Source organism: Paenibacillus sp. CH40 (genome assembly GCF_024213605.1).
Classification (GTDB): domain Bacteria; phylum Bacillota; class Bacilli; order Paenibacillales; family Paenibacillaceae; genus Paenibacillus; species Paenibacillus polymyxa_B.
Genome location: NZ_JANAVQ010000003.1, coordinates 56,737 through 74,905, shown reverse-complemented (window position 1 = coordinate 74,905; position 18,169 = coordinate 56,737). Strand labels below are relative to the sequence as shown.

At 46.8% G+C, this 18,169-nt stretch carries 13 protein-coding genes; 11 read left to right on the top strand and 2 right to left on the bottom strand.

Translation table 11 applies throughout. The features are described 5' to 3' along the window. Positions 1–14: 14 nt before the first annotated feature. Positions 15–1,649 carry a glycosyltransferase family protein gene (locus NLX73_RS10370; protein ID WP_254326098.1) on the top strand — a complete coding sequence of 545 codons (1,635 nt, stop codon included), beginning with the start codon at positions 15–17 and terminating at the stop codon, positions 1,647–1,649. 75 nt (positions 1,650–1,724) lie between these two features. Here NLX73_RS10370 and NLX73_RS10365 read toward each other — a convergent pair whose 3' ends face one another. Then, complete coding sequence (locus tag NLX73_RS10365) at positions 1,725–2,513, bottom strand: alpha/beta hydrolase (protein WP_254326097.1); 789 nt, start codon at positions 2,511–2,513, stop codon at positions 1,725–1,727. 266 nt (positions 2,514–2,779) lie between these two features. On the opposite strand from NLX73_RS10365, the gene NLX73_RS10360 reads away from it, so the two are divergent. After that, on the top strand, positions 2,780–3,931 hold the full coding sequence (locus NLX73_RS10360; protein ID WP_254326096.1) for an S-layer homology domain-containing protein: 1,152 nt from the start codon (positions 2,780–2,782) through the stop codon (positions 3,929–3,931). A 71-nt stretch (positions 3,932–4,002) separates the two neighbouring features. Here NLX73_RS10360 and NLX73_RS10355 read toward each other — a convergent pair whose 3' ends face one another. Beyond that, the gene (locus NLX73_RS10355) at positions 4,003–5,421 is read right to left on the bottom strand and encodes a VanW family protein (protein WP_254326095.1); all 1,419 of its coding nucleotides are present in this window, start codon (positions 5,419–5,421) and stop codon (positions 4,003–4,005) included. Between the two features lie 223 nt (positions 5,422–5,644). On the opposite strand from NLX73_RS10355, the gene ftsE reads away from it, so the two are divergent. From ftsE to NLX73_RS10310, 9 genes are all read left to right on the top strand, one after another. Next, positions 5,645–6,331 (top strand): cell division ATP-binding protein FtsE, encoded by a 687-nt coding sequence (gene ftsE, locus NLX73_RS10350; protein ID WP_023990620.1) that lies wholly within the window; start codon positions 5,645–5,647, stop codon positions 6,329–6,331. Continuing rightward, positions 6,321–7,238 carry a permease-like cell division protein FtsX gene (gene ftsX / locus NLX73_RS10345; protein ID WP_013312238.1) on the top strand — a complete coding sequence of 306 codons (918 nt, stop codon included), beginning with the start codon at positions 6,321–6,323 and terminating at the stop codon, positions 7,236–7,238. The genes ftsE and ftsX overlap by 11 nt, the downstream gene beginning before the upstream one ends. Before the next feature lie 85 nt (positions 7,239–7,323). Then, on the top strand, positions 7,324–8,607 hold the full coding sequence (locus NLX73_RS10340; protein WP_134902712.1) for a M23 family metallopeptidase: 1,284 nt from the start codon (positions 7,324–7,326) through the stop codon (positions 8,605–8,607). Positions 8,608–8,814: 207 nt separating this feature from the next. Further along, positions 8,815–10,281 carry a S41 family peptidase gene (locus tag NLX73_RS10335; protein WP_254326094.1) on the top strand — a complete coding sequence of 489 codons (1,467 nt, stop codon included), beginning with the start codon at positions 8,815–8,817 and terminating at the stop codon, positions 10,279–10,281. 164 nt (positions 10,282–10,445) lie between these two features. Further along, positions 10,446–11,762 (top strand): PDZ domain-containing protein, encoded by a 1,317-nt coding sequence (locus NLX73_RS10330; protein WP_254326093.1) that lies wholly within the window; start codon positions 10,446–10,448, stop codon positions 11,760–11,762. Positions 11,763–11,939: 177 nt separating this feature from the next. Continuing rightward, positions 11,940–12,497: a class I SAM-dependent methyltransferase gene (locus NLX73_RS10325; protein ID WP_061829955.1), complete on the top strand. Its 558-nt coding sequence runs from the start codon at positions 11,940–11,942 to the stop codon at positions 12,495–12,497. A gap of 273 nt (positions 12,498–12,770) precedes the next feature. Then, positions 12,771–13,154: a hypothetical protein gene (locus NLX73_RS10320; protein WP_023990615.1), complete on the top strand. Its 384-nt coding sequence runs from the start codon at positions 12,771–12,773 to the stop codon at positions 13,152–13,154. Between the two features lie 302 nt (positions 13,155–13,456). Further along, complete coding sequence (locus NLX73_RS10315) at positions 13,457–17,518, top strand: glycosyl hydrolase (RefSeq protein WP_254326092.1); 4,062 nt, start codon at positions 13,457–13,459, stop codon at positions 17,516–17,518. Positions 17,519–17,791: 273 nt separating this feature from the next. Next, positions 17,792–18,154: a BLB8/JUQZ-1 family protein gene (locus tag NLX73_RS10310; RefSeq protein WP_061829959.1), complete on the top strand. Its 363-nt coding sequence runs from the start codon at positions 17,792–17,794 to the stop codon at positions 18,152–18,154. Positions 18,155–18,169 lie beyond the last annotated feature (15 nt).

Sequence of the window (18,169 nt, the reverse complement as noted above, 5' to 3'; positions counted from 1 at the left end):
GGGGAACGAGAGGAATGTCCTTTCGCAAATGGTCTGCAAGCAGATGGATGGCTATAGGTCTGTTTGTATTTATACTTGCATTGGAGTTGTCTGCGGGCATCTATTTCAGCTATGTTCTGGGATATATGCACACAGACGCGCTCAGTCGCGTAGCTAATGCATTTTATGTGTTGTACAGCCGTGACCCGCATCTGGGCGCAATCGGATTTATCTGGAATCCACTACCTAGTCTTCTGGAAATGGTGATTCTACTGCTGTATCCAATCTTTCCGGCATTAGCCACCTATGGATTGGCTGCTGTCATTCTTAGTGCTACCTTTGCCGCTTTGACCGCTATGTTGCTGTATCGGGCGGGGGTCAGAACAGGGCTTAGCTCAGGGATGAGCATCATGCTGGCACTGCTGTATGCACTGAATCCGTTTATTTTACTGTTTGGTGCCAATGGGCTGAGCGATTCGCTATACATATATTTCATTATGATGACGGTGATTGAGTTTGCATTGTGGCTCAAGGATCGCATGACGGCAAGCCTGATTGTTTCTGGATTAGCGCTTGCCATGGCGTTCTGGACTCGCTATGAAGCGGTTCCTCTGGGCGTGGCAATGGCGGGTGGAGTGGTATTGGCGATCCTGTTTCTACATCGAAACATGGGCAGACGTGAGCTGGCCTTGCGAGAAAAACTGCACAAGGTCGAGGCAACTTGGTTACTGCTTCTGCTCCCCGTGGTCTTTTCTGGGCTGTTGTGGATTTTCTTCAACTATCTCATTATGGGGAATGCTTTTTACTTCCTGAATTCGGAGTATTCGAACACAGCCCAATCGGCAGAGCTGCTGAATGATGATAAGTTTGTAGAGATTTTCTCCAATCCGCTGGTGGCCTTGAAATTTATTGCTTCCAAAACACTCTGGTATTCGGTACCGTTGTTTGCTATTCTGTTCATTCGTCTGTTGAGTGGACGCTTGTTCCGATGGGGAACGCTGATTATTTTGCTGCTGTTCCTGTCAGTGCCGGGGTTGCAGTTTTTACTCATGATGAAGCAATCTTCGTATGGGTGGTTTCGTTATTTTATGTACGTGTTCCCAATTACTGTAGCTTGGTTACCCTATGAGCTGAGCCAGCTTCAAGGACGATGGCGGAGGGCAGCCTTTGGCCTGGTATCCGTCAGTCTGCTGCTTACCGCTGGATTACTTTCCTATGCGTTGACTCGCCCGGATATTGCACCGGATGAGAACAGCTTTCTCACACGAACGGGTAATGTGAACTATGTGAGACAGGAGTCAGATCGTAAGATTGCCGTCTGGTTGGATGAGCATCTGCCGAAGTCTACCATTATGACCGATTCGGCTTCAGCCTACACCATGATTGTCTACAGCCAATATCCCAAACGCTTCCTGATCACCAGTGATTATTCGTTCAATAAGGCATTAAGTTATCCGCAGGATAACCATGTGGATTATATCCTTGTACCTAAGATCATGTCAGGCATGCCACTGAGTAAAATCAATATGGTATATCCGAATTTATATGAAAAAGGCGCTCCATGGGTCCAGCTTGAACGTGAGTTTAACGGTGAGTGGCGCTTGTACAAGGTGCTACCCAAGTCACTAACTAAAGAATCTCCATCGACGGAGACCACGACAAATCCGTAATGTGCAAAAAAATCCCCGAGCCTATCCCTTCGCCATGGTGCGATGAGGGAAGTTGCGGGGATTTTTTTAACCTGTTTAGTGCTCTTTGAGTGGTAGCCACGCCAGTACATCCTGAATTTTCGCGTCCCAGTATCCCCATTCATGAGCCCCAGGACCTTCTTCGTAGGTCAGCGGAACTCCGGTAGTATTACATGTTTCACGGAAAGCCCGATTTCCCTTATAGAGGAAATCCTCCGTGCCGCAGCATTGGTAAAGCCGGGGAAGCGAGGTCCCCAAGGCAGCATGACGTTGTAACAGTTCCAGCAAGTCGTGATCCGTTCCACGTATTTCATCTGGACCAAAAATGTTAAGCCATTCCGCTGGACTCATCGCATTTTGCATAGGATCGGTGCGTGATGCGTGTAAATCCATGACTCCCGAAAGGCTCGCAGCGGCTGCAAAACGCTCTGGATGCTGTAGTGCCAGTTTGAAAGCACCATATCCACCCATAGAAAGCCCGGCTACAAAATTGTCTTCACGCTTGTCGGACAGAGGAAAGAATGAACGTGCCAAAGACGGCAATTCTTCACTGATAAAGGTCCAATAAGCCGCTCCTTGCTCCATATTCGTATAGAAACTCCGATGTACCTGGGGCATGACGACAGCTAGGCCCAATGAGGCGACATAGCGTTCAATGGAGGTTCGACGCAACCAGGTTGAATCATCGTCCGACAGGCCATGCAGCAAATATAGCGTCGGATGTGGCCCGGTTCCTTGCTTGCCCTCTAGTCCGATTTGCGAACGGGTTGCCTGAGGAAGAATAACATTCATGGATGTGCTCAGACCTAGAACTTCCGAATAAAACTGACATTGAATAAGAGCCATAAGAAGACCTCTTTTCCTAGGGTTTTGTGACCTCATTGCGGTGTTCCAGCATATGACCGATTATTCATTCAGTATACCTTAGCCTGTCTAAATATACATATCCAAGTGAATAACTAGGTATTAAGTCCCGCTTCTTATTTATCCTACATTAGGTGGGGGTATGGTTATATGGGACGATTTTTTTAATTTGGGGGTTATTTGGGTTTGATTTCTGGTAAAGTGTTTAAAAAAGAATGATGAATCCAATCAGAGGAGGAATTTATAGCATGGGAAAAAAGTTAAGAAACACAGTTACAGGTGTATTGAGTACAGGTCTTATTCTTAGCGCATTCAGCGCAGCGGCAGCTGCTCCTCAAACTACAAGTGGACATTGGGCAGGAGATCAGGTGCAACGCTGGTCAGCCACAGGACAATTGGACGGCGCGGTAAAACCAGATGCGGCGATCACACGTGCCGAATTTATTGTTCTTTTGAATCGCAGCTTGGGAACGTTCACACAGGAAACTCCAGCAGTGACAGACGTAACATATGCGGGTGGTGTGAAAGTAAACGGTAATGGAAGCAGAACGTTCACAGATGTTCCAGCTTCTCACTGGGCATACAACGAGCTGACAAGTGCCGTGAATGCAGGTTACATAAGCGGCTATGCAGATAACAAGCTTAAACCAAATGGTAAGGTAACACGTCAAGAGGCTGCGGCTATCGTAGGCAAAGCTATTGGACTGACTGCGGGTAACGCAGCAGATGTTACTAAATTCATTGACTCCGACAAAATTGGATCTTGGGCGAAGAAAAGTGTAGCGGCAGCTGCGGAGCAAAAAATCATCAACGGTTATCCGGATGGTAAATTCCAGCCACTGAAGTCGCTGACTCGTGCAGAGGCGATTGCTATTCTGGACGCTGCTTCCGGTTACAACCTGAGCTCTGTCGATAATCTGACGACGACTCCTGGTGGAACGGTGACGGACTCCACATACAGCAACGTGACAGATTCCACTTATGGTAACACGTCAACTACTTCTGGCAGCGAAACAGGAGATAGCAGCACAAGTACCAGCACAGATAGCACGACTACGGACAACTCTACAACAATAGATACCAACACAGATACCGACACAACTACGGATACGACTACAGATAGCACTACAGACACAGTTGCAACTACGGGAGTACTGAAAGTCAACAATGTGTATGATGGAGAAGGTACAATTACGGGGACAGCTAAAGCAGGTTCCACAGTAACCGCCTATTCCAACGAACTGCCTATCGGTAGTGCAGTAGCCAAAGATGATGGCACATTTAGTATCAGTGTGCTTACTCAAAAAGCAACGGTTAGGCTGGTAATCAAAGCTGAAGATGCAGACGGTAACGAAAGTGAGCCTGTAGAAATTTCTGTTTTGGGTAAACGCAGCGAGTAATTTATAGCTAAAATCCCCCTTTCACTCTGTCTGGAACAAGTCCAGCCGACAGTGGAAGGGGGATTTTTCGTTTATTCGCTTATACCGTCCTCGACAATAGACTTCTCGGGTTCACGTGTTTGTGGCTCAGACGATGTGCCACCGCCATAACTAGCTATAATGCGTTGCTGCGCTCGGTACGTATCGCGGCTGATTCGGGTGCGATCTACAGTTTTTCCGTCTACCTTTTTTACCCGGAATGTTTCTACCACATACCCTTCCTTGCCCTGCCGAAGTACTTGATAGAAGCCGGGGGAAAGTGAGTCATTACGGAGTCTCTTCTCCGGTATGGGAAGTACGCGAACCGTATGGGATTCCAGTTCATACGAAACATTGGACGGAAATGTACCAAAAAATTTAACAGTAAGCGTTCGGTTTTGGACAGCCGCACGAAGTAGTAAATGTTTGCCTGTATTGTTTCTAAAACGAAAATTAATGGACCCTGTAGCAAAAGTCGCATCCTGACCTTTGGGTAGGTAGCTGACTGGCAAAGAATGGTTGCGGCGCTCAACAATGTCCAAACCGACTCGCAGCGCTGCATTATATACCGTGCTGGATACCTGACAAATCCCGCCGCCTATGCCGGACTCCAACTGACCGTTGACGATCACTGGAGCTTCACGAAAGCCATGAGTGCGCTCAGCCTTGGCAATCAATTGACCGTAGTCGAATATGTCACCTGGCTTAAGAATTAGACCATCAACGGTGCTTGCCGCTGAATTAACGTTATACACGCGTCCTTCCGAGCTACTGCCGAGACTGGTGGAGAACTGTACGATTTTACGCTCAATCCCTTCGTTCCGTAGACTGTCCACCGAAATTTTCGGTTCCAGCTGACGGAAAGGTAATTCCACTCGTACGGGCTCTTCCGAATCGGTAAAATCCTTGGGCAGCGCCTTATCTAGTGCGGCGTCCAATCTGGGCCAATCTAGGCGTCGGGCAGAGCGCCCCGGAATATAACGAACCTGATCATTCCCGTCAATCTGTCGCACAGCATTGATAGGCATGCCATATCGTTGCTCCTCCCAATCGGCTCCGAATTGGGCCCTTAATATCTCCTCCTGTCGGAAAGATGTGATAGACCATTCCTTCTCGAAGCTAAAACGTGTCTGCACACGAGTCCATAGATGCTCCGAGCTGAGTGCCTTCACGGCATTCCGAAATGCCTCCGCTTTATAATGAATTCCTGCTTCCCCGAGTGTAAGTTTTATATCCTGTGCACTGCTGTCACTGTCCGTCAGAAGCAGTGGGCGCTGCTTTAATGCAGCCAGTTTTTTATCCACCAGCTGGAGAGCGGTTGTTTTATCCATGCTTCCTACGTTGACTCCTCCGACTCTCACTCCCTCCGGCAGTGTTTGTCTGTCGGCGTACAGATGAAGTCCTCCCCACAACATGGCCAGCGCCAGAACACCAGACCATATCCAAATGACAGATAAATGAATTTTTTTCATAGTGCAGATGTCTCCTGTCTGATAAGCTTGATAGCGATTCGTGTGCCATAATATTCATATATATGTGCCGAAAGCAGAAAACTTTCGGTACTATTTAGGTAACAAATTTGTTACAATGATAAACGGTATGATGAAATAGAGAAGTTTTTAAAGGAAATGCATGGAATATGTCGAATGGATATTAGGTTATGCGTAATATGATTAAGCAGCGGGAAGTGATCGAGTGATTGAAATGCAGGATGTGTGGAAGACCTATACTAACGGAACCCACGCACTTCAAGGAGTATCGGTTAGAATTGACCGTAATGAATTTGTATACGTAGTCGGCCCGTCTGGAGCGGGGAAATCGACTTTTATGAAGCTTATTTATAGAGAAGAAGTACCTACCAAGGGGCAAATTTCAGTCAATGGTTTTAATATCGGGAAGCTCAAGCAGCGTAAAATTCCCTACGTTCGTCGTAACATCGGAGTCATTTTTCAGGATTTCCGGCTTTTGCCGCGTTTGACGGCTTATGAGAATGTGGCTTTTGCTATGGAAGTTATTGAAGCTCCCAAGAAGCTGATTCGCAAACGGGTACCCGAAGTGCTTGAACTGGTTGGCTTGAAAACAAAAATGAATCGTGAGCCTGCCCAGCTTTCCGGTGGGGAGCAACAGCGTGTAGCGATTGCACGGGCCATCGTAAACAATCCTTCCGTGATCATTGCCGATGAACCTACGGGAAATCTGGACCCCGAAACATCGTGGGAGATCATGCAGTTGCTGGACGAAATTAATTTTCGAGGCACGACTATTGTAATGGCGACCCACAATAAGGACATCGTGAACTCCATGCGTAAACGTGTAATTGCCATTGAAAATGGCAACATCGTAAGGGATCAGGTAAGAGGGGAGTACGGATATGACTTTTAATACCTTCTTACGTCATGTGCGGGAAGGTTTCAAAAACATATTCCGCAATGGCTGGATGTCCGTGGCATCCGTCACCTCGATTATTGTGTCATTACTTATATTGGGCGTATTTATCATGCTGGTGCTCAACGTCAATTCCCTGGCTGATCAGGCAGATAGTCAGGTGGAGGTTAACGTATTTCTGGAGCTAAATGTAGAGCAGAACATGCGCGAAACACTGCAAAAGGAAATTGCGGCGATGCCGGAAATCAGCAAAACGACCTTTGTGACTAAAGCTCAGGGTTTGGAGGAGCTGCGCAAAGATCTGGGAGACAGCGGCAAGGAGCTGCTGGAGGGTTTTGATAAGGACAGCAATCCGTTACCGGACAAAATTGTAGTAGAAGTTATTGAACCAACAACGGTTCCATTTGTGGCCGAAAAGATTGAGAAGCTGAATACGTTGCATCCAGAGAAGCCGATTTTAAAGGTTCGTTATGGAAAAGGCACCGTAGAGACACTCTTTACGATTACGAAGCTTATTCGTAATGTAGGCTTTATATTCGTCGCCGGACTGGCGATCATGTCCATGTTCCTTATCTCGAATACGATTCGAGTGACCATATTGGCACGACGCAGAGAGATTGGCATTATGAAGCTGGTCGGTGCGACCAACTTTTTTATACGCTGGCCGTTTTTTATCGAAGGTGCGCTTATCGGTCTCATTGGTTCCTTGATTACCGTAGGTATTTTATTTACTGGCTATCAGCGTTTGCTCACAGCCGTACAGGGTGATATAGCTCTGAATATGTTGAAGCTTATGCCACTTGAAGGCATTTGGATTCAGTTGAGTGCATTGCTGATTATTTTGGGGATGCTGGTCGGAATTGTTGGCAGTACCCTGTCCATGCGCAAGTTCTTAAAAGTATAAGAAGCGCGGGTTGGACGTCGTGGTCGATATCAATTAGTACGGGGAAGCCCGGTGTTATTTTGCGATAAAGGATGGGGAGTGCAAGTTGAAAAAAACAGGATCTGTGTTGGCCGCTACCTTGGTAGCCGCATTGCTAATCCAGCCTTCTGACGGATATGCCAAAAGCATGAGTGAAATCAATTCGCAGCTGAACAAATTGGAAAAGCAGGCCCAATCTGCCAAGCAACAACAGGAAAAGGCTGCTCAAGATAAACAGTATGCCCAACATTACAAAAATAAAACCGTGCAAAACCTGAAAATTGTGCTTGCTCAGATTAACAGCGTCAGTGATCAGCTGACTCGTGTTGCGGTTCAGATTGATCAAACGGAAGATAATCTGCGTGCGACTAAAAAAGATTTAGCCGAGGCCATTGATCGTATCCAGTCACGGGAAAAAATGCTGGAAACCCGTGTGCGCTTGATGTATACGGATGGAACCGTCTCATATATGGACGTGCTTATGTCTTCGTCCAGTTTTAGTGACTTTCTCAGCCGAGTAGATTCCCTGAAAACGATCGTGGAGCAGGATCAAATCCTGTTGGACGAGCATAAAAAGGACAAGGCATTGGTCGTAAGCAAGAAGAAACAGCTGGACACGGAATATAAAAATGCCAAGAAGCTGTATGCGCTCAAGCAGGACGCCAAAGCAGAACTGAATTCGAAGGAAAAAGAGAAGCAAAGACTGATTTCCAATTACGATCATGATATAGCTGAGTCAGATGAAATCAGCGAAGAGCAAAATGACATGCTGGTAGCACTCGCTAACAAACGTGTGGGTCTGGTGCAGGAGAAGAACAAGCTTAGAGCGGAGCAGGCTGCCAAAGCAGCACGCGCTAGAGCGGCTGCACGTGCGGCTGAAGCCAAACGATATGCATCTTCATCCTCAGGTGCCGCCTCGAATTCCAGCCATGCGGCAGCCAGCACGTATACAGGCGGAACGGGCACATTGGCTTCGCCTGTATCCCATTACCGACTTTCATCTACTTTTGGCATGCGGGTACATCCGATTACTGGCAAGCTTAAAGGCCACACAGGTGTTGATATGGCGGCTCCTCAGGGAACCGATATTCATGCAGCCGAAGATGGTGTTGTCATTGTTGCCGAATGGTGGAGTGGCTATGGAAATACGGTTGTGATTGACCATGGAGACGGGCTATGGACCCTATACGGACACATTCGCAATGGCGGTACGGTGGTTCATACCGGGCAGACTGTGAAGCGCGGTCAAAAAATTGCGGAAGTTGGTTCGACGGGCAATTCCACAGGACCTCACTGTCATTTTGAGGTGCGCGAGAATAACAAACCTGTAAATCCAATGAACTATTTATAGTAGATAAGGTAAGCCCTATTTGTAGCCATTACGGTTGTAGATAGGGCTTTGCTTTCATAGCTTGTTACCCGATGAGGAACATGTGCATTGAGACACGGAGTAGGATACAATTAACATATTCCGTACAAGCTAAACGTATACTGCGTGAATGGACATGCGTTGTAAGGCAATAGGATACAAGATAATGAGAAGGCGGTGGACGATTAGATGTTGAAAAAAAGTACAGCGGTACTCTTGATGGTGATCGGGCTGCTTGGCGGCAGTCTGCTCACTTTTGCCTATACTGGAACGACTACAGTAGGGAACAGCGCTCTGGGCGAAGGACTGCTGGCGAGTGTGACAGGTAGCAGTTCTACCTCCAGAAGTGATATCCGCAAAATTGAGACGGCGATGGACTTGATTCAGGGACAATATTATCAGGATGTGGATCGTACCAAGCTAGTGGATGGCGCCATCAATGGTATGATGGAGTCGCTCGGCGACCCGTATTCCTCTTATATGGGTAAAGAAACTGCACAACAATTCGAGCAATCCATAGAAGGTTCTTTTACCGGGATCGGAGCTGAAGTAGCAGCGGAAAACGGGAAAGTAGTTGTAGTCACGCCAATTAAAGGCTCCCCGGCTGAAAAGGCAGGGTTACGCTCTAAGGATATTATTTTGTCTGTTAATGGTGAAACACTGGACGGATTGGATCTAAACAAGGCCGTTTCCAAAATCCGTGGACCTAAAGGCAGTCAGGCGAAAGTCAAAATTCAGCGCAGTGGCTCTCCTGATCCGCTCGAATACACGATTACCCGTGACAACATTGATATGGAAACTGTAACGGCTCATATGGAAAGCGACGGTGTAGGCGTCATCACGATCACCCAGTTCTCCTTGAATACAGCAGAACGTTTCAAGGAAGAGTTAGCGAAGCTCGAAAAACAAGGGCTTAAAGGGCTCGTCATTGACGTGCGTAATAACCCGGGCGGCGTGCTTTCCGTGGTCATTGATATTGCACAGCAATTTGTACCTTCTGGTAAAACGATTGTACAAGTGGAAGACAAGAATCAGAAGCGTGAAGAAGAGAAATCCAAAGGTTCACGCAAAAATTACCCTGTGACTTTGCTAATGAATAAAGGTAGCGCAAGTGCGTCCGAAATTCTGGCAGGTGCTCTCCAGCAATCCGCAGGTGCCGTGTTGATCGGGGAAAATTCCTTTGGTAAAGGTACTGTACAAACCAGCTATGACAAGCAAATGGGTGACGGTAGCCTGCTTAAAATCACGATTGCCAAATGGTTAACGCCAAATGGAACGTGGATTCATAAAAAAGGGATTAAGCCGAATATCGCGGTCGAACAGCCTGAATACTTCACAGCAGCACCGCTGAATAAAGAAAAGTCCCTGAAATACAATATGAATAGCAGTGATGTGAAAAATGCACAAATCATTCTACAAGGCTTGGGTTACAAACCAGGTCGCGAGGATGGCTATTTTGACGAAGTAACTGAAAGCTCTGTTATTGCTTTTCAAAAACAAGCGAAGCTGACGGCTAGCGGCATCATTGATGCGAAGACAGCAGCAGCGATGGAAGCCAAGCTGATTGAGAAAATTCGTGATCCGAAAAATGATAATCAACTCAAGCAGGGGATTGAAGAGATTCGGAAGGAAATGAAGACAAGCGTAGCGAAATAATAGTGAGGCTACAACAAGGGGGCTGGAAACAGCCTCCTTTTATATTGGGATTTATTTGCAGTCTGTCGGTTTGTCTTCCCTACGTTGGCAATTTCATATAGAATAAATGGATATGAAATGTACGTGATCCGCTATACAGCGGGCCAGGGGCATAAGGAGTGTGAATGGACTTGGAATGGGCATTACAATGGGGATGGAGCGTCTTAAATGCTTGCTTGTACCTGCTTTTGCAGCCGTTTTATTATATCTCAATACTCATTGTAGCACTTGGTTATCGTCGGCAAATGCTGCTGGAGCGCAAGCTATTTCATACCAAAATGCATAGCTGGGCTTCAGAGACCTGGCGTGTCGTATGGAGTGGTTTGCTTGCTGGAATGGCGCTATCCGCTCTCGGAATGTTCGTCAGCGTGCATCTGAACCCGGCTTCCATCGTGTGCCTGTGGGTAGCAACATTACTGCTCATGCTGGTACGCGTCCGTTACCTGTGTCTCGCTTATTCGGTAGGTCTGCTAGGTGTGGTTCAATTTTTCCTAAATGTGGCCAGTGGCTGGCAACCTGGGGGAGCGCTCGGAACATCAGTAGCAGCTATCCGTGGATTGGATATTCCAGCACTGTTGGTGTTGGTCGCCGTGCTGCATGTGGCTGAGGCGCTGTTGGTTCGCTGGCAAGGGGGGAAGGCGGCCACTCCACTGTTTGTCGAGGGCAAACGCGGAAGATTAGTTGGCGGCTATCGAATGGAAGACCTCTGGCCCATTCCGTTGTTGTTGCTGGTACCGACTCAGGGAGGATTTACGCTTCCCTGGACACCTTTGTTCGGCGGCGATGCCGGAACCGGGTATATGCTGGCAGCCTTGCCAGTCCTGATGGGCTTCAGCAGCGTGACGCTAGGCCAGCTACCACGACAGAAGGCGGTACTTACTTCGAACCGTTTGCTCCTGTACAGTGTGGCTTTACTTCTGCTGAGCTTGCTGGCTGCATGGTGGAGTCCGCTGATATTGTTAGCAGCGTTATTCTCCTTTCTGGCTCATGAGGCGCTGATCTGGTATGGTAATATAGAGGAAAGTCGTCTTAGCCCGATGTTTGTCCATCCAGAGCAAGGGATGCGTGTTCTCGCTGTGCTGCCAGACAGTCCGGCGACAGCCATGGGCATACTGCCGGGCGAGGCCATTTACCGCGTGAATGGGATTGTTGTGAATACCCGTGCCGAGTTACACCAGGCCTTGCGGATCAACTCTGCTTTTTGTAAGCTGGAGGTACGCAATCTGCAGGGCGAGAGCAAGTTTGTGCAGCGAGGCATGTACGATGGCGATCATCACCAGCTAGGGGTTGTGCTTGCACCTGATGCAGACGCGAGCTGGGCCGTATCCATACAGCCAGCCTCCATCTACCGGATTGTTGCCATGCACATAGGCGCACGCCAACGTAAAGCTGGACAGGCATCGCAGGCAGAGAAGGCACATTTGGATACCATGGACAAATAGATGTTACAACAAGAGGGTAGTCATTATTTGATTAGAGTCGAATAAGACTACGCTCTTTTTATATGCCGACAGTAGCCTGCTTGAAATCAATATTCTGATCGGTATACAATGAATATGTAATAAGAAGCGTTGATGAACCGAATGCCTATCATGTGTTTCAAGCAGGGAGAGGAAAAGATGAACGCGATCCACTTTATTCGAGAGTACATCAGGCATCCACGCAGCGTAGGCGCTGTTATACCCAGCTCAAGACAGTTGGCCAAACAAATTGCCACACCGATTTACTTTGACAAAGCATCGTGCATTATTGAATATGGTGCTGGGACCGGTGTGTTTACGCAAGAGCTTATTTTGAACAAGCGTCCAGAAACGCTACTTTTAGTAATTGAAGCTAATGAATCGTTTTACAAAACGCTACAAAGCAAGTACGGACACTTGGAGAAGGTACACATTATTCACGGATCAGCTGAGCATGTAGCTCAGTATATACGACAGTATGAGGTCCCAAAGGTGGATTATGTCGTGTCAGGGCTCCCTTTCACCAGCTTGCCCGCTGCATTATCCAGCCTTATTTTGGGACAAACGGCTGAGGTTTTGGGCCAGGAAGGCAAATTTATTACGTTCCAGTACAGCAAGGTCAAACACAATTTTTTCCGCACCTTTTTTGCTGACATTCAGATTAAAAAGGTAAACTGCAATGTCCCGCCCGCTTATGTGTTCACTTGCAGCCTGTAACTTTGCAGCTATGTAGAGGATTAGAATAAATACGAATGTGAATATACGGATGATTATGAGAAGACTTGGTCAGCGTCATTGAGATGCTGAAACGGTCTTTTTTTGTTGTGCACTTTTATGGATATATAAGAAGGGGATATGTTAAAAAGCAAAATTCATTTAAGGAATCATATTTTAAAATGGGGCTTAACCTATATATTACATAAGATGGAACCTGCTAGATTTTTGTAAGATTCATGATAAATCTGAACTTTTGTTAAAGGAGATTTATATATGGTAAAACCGCTGATATTCATGCGTTGGTGTGAGTACTATGAGTTAAGTGATCGTGAGACAGATTTTGTATCTTTTTTTATGATGAATTTCTCGGCTGCCCGTTCAGGTAATCAACCGAAGCTTAGGGAGCAGTTTGTTGAAATTCAGAAAAAAACCTTTCCTGAATACCCGTTTGATATTACCCCGGAAGAACTGGATTACTCCAAATTCGAAGGCTTGATGAAGCAAGTGTTGAAAATTCATTTTGACACGGCCGAGCTGTTGTACTCCTTTTATCTCCAAAAGCTGTGCGCACCTTTGGCAGAATACATTTTATCCACTGGAGAATCAGAGCCTGCACGCATCTATTATAAGCTTATTCAAAAGGATAAAGTGCGCTAGGGAAGACGAGTGTGGATGAGCAAGAGCTATTGGGATACTCAAGCTATATAGTTATTTAAGAAATTAATACTATCTAATTAAAATAATAGTTAAAAATGTCAATATACCTTTGTGTTAAGGTAATATTATAAATCCAGTTTCAAAGAAAGAGGGTGTTGTTTTCGGCTGGAACATTTCAAGCAGGGATATGACGCTGCAACGGAACGATAAGCTCGTTTGGGGACAGGGAAGGGGCCTTAAAGCCTCAAGGAGGGGCATTCGTATGGGTGCCGCTCTTTTTAAATTGAAGGGAGGAAAACGGCATGAAGGCGAAAAATAGTAGTATTTGGTCCAAACGTTCCAAATGGCTGCCTGTCGTCATGGCATACACGATTATAGTAGGGGGTGCTCTACCGACTCCAACTGTAGTTCACGGTCAAACGGCAAAGACTGTTACCATTAAAGTCGATACATCCAAGGATCGTAAGCCTATTAGCCCTTATATTTACGGTACGAATCAGGAGTTGTCAGGCGATGAGAATCTGACTGCCAGACGACTTGGTGGCAATCGAATGACCGGATATAACTGGGAAAACAATATGTCCAATGCAGGAAGCGACTGGATGCAGTCCAGCGATAGCTATTTATGCGACAACGCCGGATTGACAAAAGCCGAATGTGAAAAGCCAGGTGCGGTGGCAACCTCGTTTCACGATCAATCGCTGAAGCAGGGCACTTATTCTTTAGTTACGCTGCCGATGGCCGGTTATGTGGCCAAGGATGGAAACGGAAGTGTGCAGGAAAGCGAAAAGGCTCCTTCCGCTCGGTGGAATGAGGTCGTAAACGCTAAAAATGCGCCATTTCAATTGCAGCCTGATCTGAAAGACAATCAGGTTTATGCGGATGAATTCGTCAACTTTTTAGTGGAAAAGTATGGCTCTGCTTCAACAAAAACAGGTGTGAAAGGATACTCGCTCGACAATGAACCCGCTCTCTGGTCGCATACGCATCCGCGCATTCATGGTGAAAAGGTCGGAGCGAAAGAGTTGGTAGAGCGGTCGGTAAGTTTATCCAAAGCCGTTAAGGCGGTTGACGCGGGTGCGGAAATTTTTGGGCCCGTCCTTTACGGTTTTGGCGCCTATAAAGATCTTCAAACTGCACCTGATTGGAACTCTGTAAAAGGCAACTACAGCTGGTTCGTGGATTATTACCTCGATCAAATGCGCCTCAGTTCGCAAGCTGAAGGCAAGAGATTGCTGGATGTTTTCGATGTGCACTGGTATCCTGAAGCGATGGGTGGAGGCATACGAATTACGAATGAGGTAGGCAATGACGAGACGAAGAAGGCCAGAATGCAGGCGCCTCGTACCTTGTGGGACCCGACCTACAAGGAAGATAGCTGGATCGCTCAATGGAACAGTGAATTCTTGCCTTTACTGCCTCGATTAAAGCAGTCGGTGAATCAGTATTACCCGGGAACCAAGCTGGCCTTGACCGAGTATAGCTACGGTGGCGAAAATGATATTTCCGGCGGTATCGCTATGACCGATGTGTTAGGCATCTTGGGCAAAAACGACGTTTATATGGCAAACTACTGGAAGTTAAAGGATGGTGCCAACAACTACGTTAGTGCCGCTTACAAGCTTTACCGCAATTATGACGGAAAAAGCTCTACTTTCGGTGATATCAGCGTTCATGCGCAAACGTCGGATATTGTTAATAGCTCGGTGCATGCTTCCGTAACGGATGCATCCTACAAAGAACTGCACCTCGTTGTCATGAACAAAAGCATGGATAGCGCATTCGCTGCCCAATTTGATCTTTCCGGCGAGACGAATTACGGTTCCGGTAAAGTATGGGGCTTCGACAAAAATAGCTCGCAAATTAAGGAAGCAGCGCCAATCACGCAAATTTCAGGCAACCGCTTTACCTATACAGTACCGCCTTTGACGGCTTATCACATCGTGTTGACTGCCGGCAATGATACGTCTGTGCCGCCTGGGGAAGGTCCTGAAAGCTTTGCGCTGAGGGCGGAGGCTGGCGATGGGAAAGTCGATTTGTCCTGGGACGCTTCCAGCGGAGTTGTAGGTTACAGTGTACAGCGGGCGACGTATGAAAACGGTCCTTTTGCTGCTGTAGCATCCAACTTGGCCGAAACGTCTTATACGGATACGAACGTAACGAACGGCACTTCTTATTATTATAAAATAACCGCACAAACAAAGGCGGGAACGAGCGAATCCAATGTTTTGAAAGCGGTTCCGCGAACGCCTGTAGACGGACAGGATCGCTATGAAGCCGAAGATGGCACGCTGAAGGGAACCATTGTGGAATCCAGCGGGACCGGCTTCTCCGGTACTGGTTATGTAACCAATTTCCACAATGCAGGGGATTCCCTGACGATGACGATCCAGGCAGAGGCGGCAGGCTTGTACAATCTTACAATCGGCTACCGTTCGCCTCATGATGACAAACGCACGAATTTCTCTTTAAACGGCAAAGCGTCTGGCGAGCTAGTACTTTGGAAAACGGCTGATTTTAAAGAAACTTCCGGAGGCAAGGTTCTGTTGAATGCAGGGGCGAACACGATCGGTTTTGAAACAGGCTGGGGCTGGTATGATATCGACTACGTCAAGCTGGAGCCAGCTGCTGACCGTCCACCACATGCGGTAACCAAAACGCTCACCAATCCGAATGCGACGGTAGAAGCAAGGGCATTGATGAACTATCTGGTTGATCAATACGGGAAGAATATGCTTTCCGGTCAAGAGGAAATAACCGAAATTGATTGGCTTCAAGCCAATGTAGGTAAAAAGCCGGCTATTGCAGCGCTTGACCTGATCGACTATTCGCCAAGTAGAGCGGAACACGGTCTTAGTTCCACAGAGACGGAAAAGGCGATTGAATGGGATAAGCAAGGGGGAATTGTTACCTTTGCATGGCACTGGAACGCGCCGAAAGGTCTGATCGATACGCAGGGAAAAGAATGGTGGAGAGGCTTCTATGCCGATTCGACTACATTCGATATAGAATATGCGATGAATCATCCAGAGTCCGAAGATTATAAATTGCTTATTCGCGACATCGATGTGATTGCAGGGCAATTGAAGAAGTTGCAGGATGCGAAAGTTCCTGTGCTGTTCCGTCCTTTGCACGAAGCGGAAGGGAAATGGTTCTGGTGGGGCGCTAAAGGTCCTGAGCCTGTTAAAAAATTATATATTTTGATGCACGACCGTTTGACTAATGTGCACAAATTGAACAATCTGATCTGGGTCTGGAACTCTGTTGCTCCCGACTGGTATCCAGGGGATGAGTATGTGGATATTTTGAGCTTCGACTCTTATCCGCAAGCAGGCGACTACAACCCACAAATTGCAAAATACGAAGACCTTGTTACGTTGGGTAAGGACAAAAAGTTAGTTGCCATGAGCGAAAACGGACCTATCCCGGACCCTGATCTGATGAAGGCGTATCAAGCCCATTGGAGCTGGTTCGCTACATGGTATGGGGATTTCTTGAGAGACGGCAAACAAAACAGTCTTGAGCATCTGAAAAAAGTGTATAATCATCCGAACGTCATTACGCTTGAAAAGCTCCCGACTAACTTAAAAACGTATGGTATTACCGAGCAGCCACCAGTACCGGGCAGCTTCACGCTGAACGCAGCGGGCGAAACGGCGAAAGTAAAGCTGAGCTGGACAGCATCAGCGAATGCAGCAAGCTATGAAGTGAAGCGTTCGACGGCTGAAAACGGCGCTTTCGCCACAGTAGCGAGCGATGTATACGGAAGCAGCTACACCGACATAGCCGTAACGGCAGACACGATGTACTATTACCAAGTCGTAGCGAAGAACGATGCAGGTCAAACGGTTTCGAACACGGCTAGCGCAGCGCCGAAAGCGGATACTCAGCAGCCGACAACGGGACTGGTGCTCCAGTATCGCACAGCGGATACAAATGTGAACGACAATCACTTGAACCCGCATTTCCAAATTGTAAACAAAGGTACAGCCTCTGTACCGATCAACGAGTTGAAAATTCGCTACTACTACACGATCGACGGCGACCGCGCGCAGACATTCAACTGCGACTATGCGACGCTGAGCTGCTCAAAGCTGAATGGTAAGTTGGTTAAAATGGATAACGCTGCAACCGGTGCTGATTATTATTTGGAAGTCAGCTTCAACTCGGATGCAGGCGTGTTAGCACCTGGAGGAAGCACGGGCGAAATTCAAACCCGTATTCATAAAACAGACTGGTCGAACTATAACGAAAGTGACGATTACTCGTATAAAGGCACGCAGACTTCATTCGCCGATCATGCGAAGGCTACCTTGTACCATAACGGCATACTTGTCTGGGGAACCGAACCGACAGCTAATTAAAATGATATAAATACTATCGCTGAAATAAGCAGGGGGATTTAGTATCCTACCTGCTCATTTTTTTATACGAGAAAACCCCTATATGATTATTTTGTAAAAAATGAAATGATATGTTTATTCCTATTCTTTTTGTAACACATCAAGAATTAGAATGGAATTAATTAGATGGAAGGAGGTGAAAAAATGTAACAGAAACGTAGCCATAGACATAAAGCAAGGTATTTAGTAGCTTAAGAGCTTTTAAAAAAGACTATTAAAGAGGAGAAATGACAAATGAAAAAAGCAATCTTAGCACTATCAATTTCTGCGTTAGCTTTATCTTTAGGGGGAATAGCATCCGCTTCACCAGTAAGTTCAACAATATCTGTTGGAGCTCCAGCAAAAGTAACCGTAACCTTTAGTCCTGCCAACGGAGAAAAGCCACCTATTACAAAGCAGGATAGTCCCGTACTTCGTTTAGGCATAGGTAGCACGTATAAAATGGATGGTTCTAACTGGATGATTTTGTATGGAAGTGATGTTGTCGAACTTCATGGAAATAAAGCTAAGATGATTGGCTATGGTTCAGCTCAGGTTGAAGCCTTTAAATCTAATGGAGACAAACTTGGAGTTTATACTTTTAAGGTTGAAAGATAGTATTTATATGCAGTG

Excerpts from the sequence above, each read along its gene's own strand:
- NLX73_RS10370 (WP_254326098.1), top strand. The coding sequence starts at position 15 with ATGTCCTTTCGCAAATGGTCTGCAAGCAGATGGATGGCTATAGGTCTG.
- NLX73_RS10365 (WP_254326097.1), bottom strand. The coding sequence starts at position 2,513 with ATGGCTCTTATTCAATGTCAGTTTTATTCGGAAGTTCTAGGTCTGAGC.
- NLX73_RS10360 (WP_254326096.1), top strand. The coding sequence starts at position 2,780 with ATGGGAAAAAAGTTAAGAAACACAGTTACAGGTGTATTGAGTACAGGT.
- NLX73_RS10355 (WP_254326095.1), bottom strand. The coding sequence starts at position 5,421 with ATGAAAAAAATTCATTTATCTGTCATTTGGATATGGTCTGGTGTTCTG.
- ftsX (WP_013312238.1), top strand. The coding sequence starts at position 6,321 with ATGACTTTTAATACCTTCTTACGTCATGTGCGGGAAGGTTTCAAAAAC.
- NLX73_RS10335 (WP_254326094.1), top strand. The coding sequence starts at position 8,815 with ATGTTGAAAAAAAGTACAGCGGTACTCTTGATGGTGATCGGGCTGCTT.
- NLX73_RS10330 (WP_254326093.1), top strand. The coding sequence starts at position 10,446 with ATGGACTTGGAATGGGCATTACAATGGGGATGGAGCGTCTTAAATGCT.
- NLX73_RS10325 (WP_061829955.1), top strand. The coding sequence starts at position 11,940 with ATGAACGCGATCCACTTTATTCGAGAGTACATCAGGCATCCACGCAGC.
- NLX73_RS10320 (WP_023990615.1), top strand. The coding sequence starts at position 12,771 with ATGGTAAAACCGCTGATATTCATGCGTTGGTGTGAGTACTATGAGTTA.
- NLX73_RS10315 (WP_254326092.1), top strand. The coding sequence starts at position 13,457 with ATGAAGGCGAAAAATAGTAGTATTTGGTCCAAACGTTCCAAATGGCTG.
- NLX73_RS10310 (WP_061829959.1), top strand. The coding sequence starts at position 17,792 with ATGAAAAAAGCAATCTTAGCACTATCAATTTCTGCGTTAGCTTTATCT.